Source organism: Silvanigrella sp. (genome assembly GCF_044369315.1).
Classification (GTDB): Bacteria; Bdellovibrionota_B; Oligoflexia; order Silvanigrellales; family Silvanigrellaceae; genus Silvanigrella.
Genome location: NZ_JBIPMD010000361.1, coordinates 1 through 2988, shown reverse-complemented (window position 1 = coordinate 2988; position 2988 = coordinate 1). Strand labels below are relative to the sequence as shown.

Below are 2988 nucleotides of genomic sequence, written 5' to 3'. Positions count from 1 at the left end.
TGTCAGTTCCCAAAGACAATTGGACTATTCCCACAGTCATTGAGACCAACCGATTCAAGTTCCGTTGCTCCTTTCTGTCATTTCTCATAGATTTTGGTATCAGTCACAAAGAAATTGGCACTAACCTGTTACCGCTCCCCGCTTCTGTTGTCCGCGATGTCCGGTGACATCCATACTCACACATTTACACTCTATCGGAACCAACTAACGTTCACCTTTCGGTTTTGGCTCTTTGGATTCGCTGCCTATACTTAAATCTTATTGTTGCCTTCAAGCTTCCAAGACTCGCTACATAATGAAACTAACTTCTCCTTTTATGACAGGACTTTCTTCTGCAAAATATGCGCAGCTTTGCTTGGCGCACCATGTATTCATGTAAAAAGCGCACTAGCCACATTTTTAAAAAATATAATTAAATTTTTCTTAATAATGTCAGTTTAGGCCTATAGAGTTTATTTAAAATGTGTCAATGAATGAGAAAAGTAAGTCTAAATTGACCGAAAAATCAAGTATTTATATCATCAAGAATGGGTATACTTCAAATTGACGTATTAAAACTCATCCGCAACTGTAGAATTGTTATTTATCCCCATTAATAGTATAAATAATATTATTTACAATTTCATTAATATTTTCACCCTCTTGAAGTAACAAATTACATGATTCTGCATTTTTGGTTATAGAAATTAAATTCTTTTGAACTGCATTATTTATTCCTTCGACTGCTGCAACTATTTGATTTATTCCAACTTTTTGTTCATTAGTTGCTTCATCAATTTGTTCAATTGATGAAGAAATATTATCTATATTATTTGCTACTTCTAAAAATGATGTTTGAACTTTAGTAGTTACTTTTTTTCCTTCTTCAGTGTTTTCTTTTGACAATTCAAGAATTTTAGTTACTTGTTCTTGACTTTTATTTATAAGTTGCTGTATTTCATTTGCGGATTTACCACTAATCTTAGCTAAGTTTCCAACTTCTTCGGCAACAACAGCAAAACCTTTTCCATATTCCCCAGCTCTAGCTGACTCTATCGATGCGTTTAGAGAAAGTAATTCCGTTTTACTGACAATATCATTTATCAAAGATGCCTTTGATTCAATTTCGTTAATAATTAATGATATGTTCTGCAAATCATTATTGGAAGATTGAATAACATTCATTGCTTTAACGAGCTCATCGATTGTAATTTTACTATCGTCTGTACTTTTAGAAGTAGCTTCTGATAATTTTTTAGAAATATTACTACTTTCATTTGTCTTGTTTAGCATACTGCTAATTTCATTAATAGATGCTGATGTTTCGATAATATTTGAAGCTTGTTCTGTTGTTAGATCTTTTAAAGAAGAAGAAGAAATACTAATATCTTTTGAAATTTCAAAAATATTTTTTGATTTTAATTTTAATTGAGAAATGATAGAGCTAAATTTTAATTTGAATTTATAAAGAACTAATAAAAATATAAAAGTGGAAATAAATATAAATAATAATGATAAAGATATCATTAAATTTGTAGAATTTTTATAATTATCTTTTATAATTTTTGTTTCATTATATATTTGATTTTGTAAAAATTTTTCTAAATCTTCCAATTTTTCTATTGATCTTAATCTTGTAGGTATACACAAATTTATTAACATATCTCTAGCTTCATCAAATCTATTTTCTTTTCTTAATGCTAATATTTGAAGAACTGCTGAGTACCATCCATTGAATTCATTCATATATTTTGATATATAAACTTTTTCTTCTGGTGAAGATATTAAATTAAGATTATTTATATTTATTTTAACTTTATCAACATCCTCTTCTATTAATTTATAATATTTTTTTCTTCTTTCATTATCATTATCAATCATAGTATCTCTAACAATAGCGTGTAAATTTACAGTTAAAAATGAAATTTCATTGGTTTTAATAATTTTAGAAACTGAATTAGATGTGATATTCTCTATTTTATTAAACATTTCACTATAATAATAAATTGAAATTGCTAGAACTAATATATTTGATATAATTAAAAAAGATAGTGAAAAAAATAACTTATAATAAATACTAGAATTTTTAAAATATGACATGAAATACACTCCATTAAAATATAAGAACATATTTTTTCATTCTTATATCTAAAGTTACAATAAAATTTATTTTATATAAAAATTTTATCGATGATTGTATAACAGTTTTATGACAATTGTCATTTACCAAAGACAATTGGAGTATTCCCAAAGTCATTGAGACTGGACAGTTTATTTTTGTTCCATGACATTAATTTCAGTGATTTCAGTTTTATTGAAATTTGGACAAAATCTTCGATAATTTCTGTCCAGACCATAGGACCATTTTTCCAATTCATTTTCATCATATCTAGTCATATCAATAATCATAAATTTATTTAAATACTGAGCATCTGAATGAACCCCAATTCCACCATCATAAAGTTTTCTCCAGAAGCAAATCGAATAAAAACATGGTCACGTTCACTGTGATCTGCCGTCATAACAAAACAAATATGAACTTTGTCACTAAAAGAGCGTTCCAATTTTCATAAAATAATTTAGCAAATACGCCGCACGGACCATAATTGATTCTTGGTATTTCATTAAAAAATCCATACTCATCATTAATTTCATTTTTTATTTGCTAAAGTATTTTTCGAGCCAAGTCGTTCAACATTAAAACAAACCCTTTCTAAAAAAGTACATATAAATAGCATTATATGTACTTTTTTCCTTAATTTTTGTACGTTATATGTACTTTCTTACGGAATGCTAACTTGGGGGGGGGGGGGGGGTAAAAGTGCATATAATGATCAAAAATTCGGAACTGACCTTTGAATCTTATTTTCCAGATTTTGAACTGGAACTTTTGAAAACCGATCGTTCTGTGCACACGGTCAAGAACTACCTTTGTGATTTGCATCTTTTTAAAGCGTGGGTTCATAAAATGTTTCCTGCTGCTAAAATTAACGAAATTGATGCTTTCAC

2 protein-coding genes are annotated in these 2988 nt (G+C 28.2%); one reads left to right on the top strand and one right to left on the bottom strand.

What is annotated here, in order from left to right; translation table 11 throughout:
- Positions 1-579: 579 nt before the first annotated feature.
- Entirely contained in the window at positions 580-2079 is a 1500-nt protein-coding gene (locus ACIQ56_RS17330) for a methyl-accepting chemotaxis protein (protein WP_397602274.1), read from the bottom strand.
- 721 nt (positions 2080-2800) lie between these two features.
- Here ACIQ56_RS17330 and ACIQ56_RS17325 point away from each other — a divergent pair.
- Positions 2801-2988: hypothetical protein (locus ACIQ56_RS17325; protein WP_397602273.1), on the top strand; the 188-nt coding region annotated here is incomplete at its 3' end.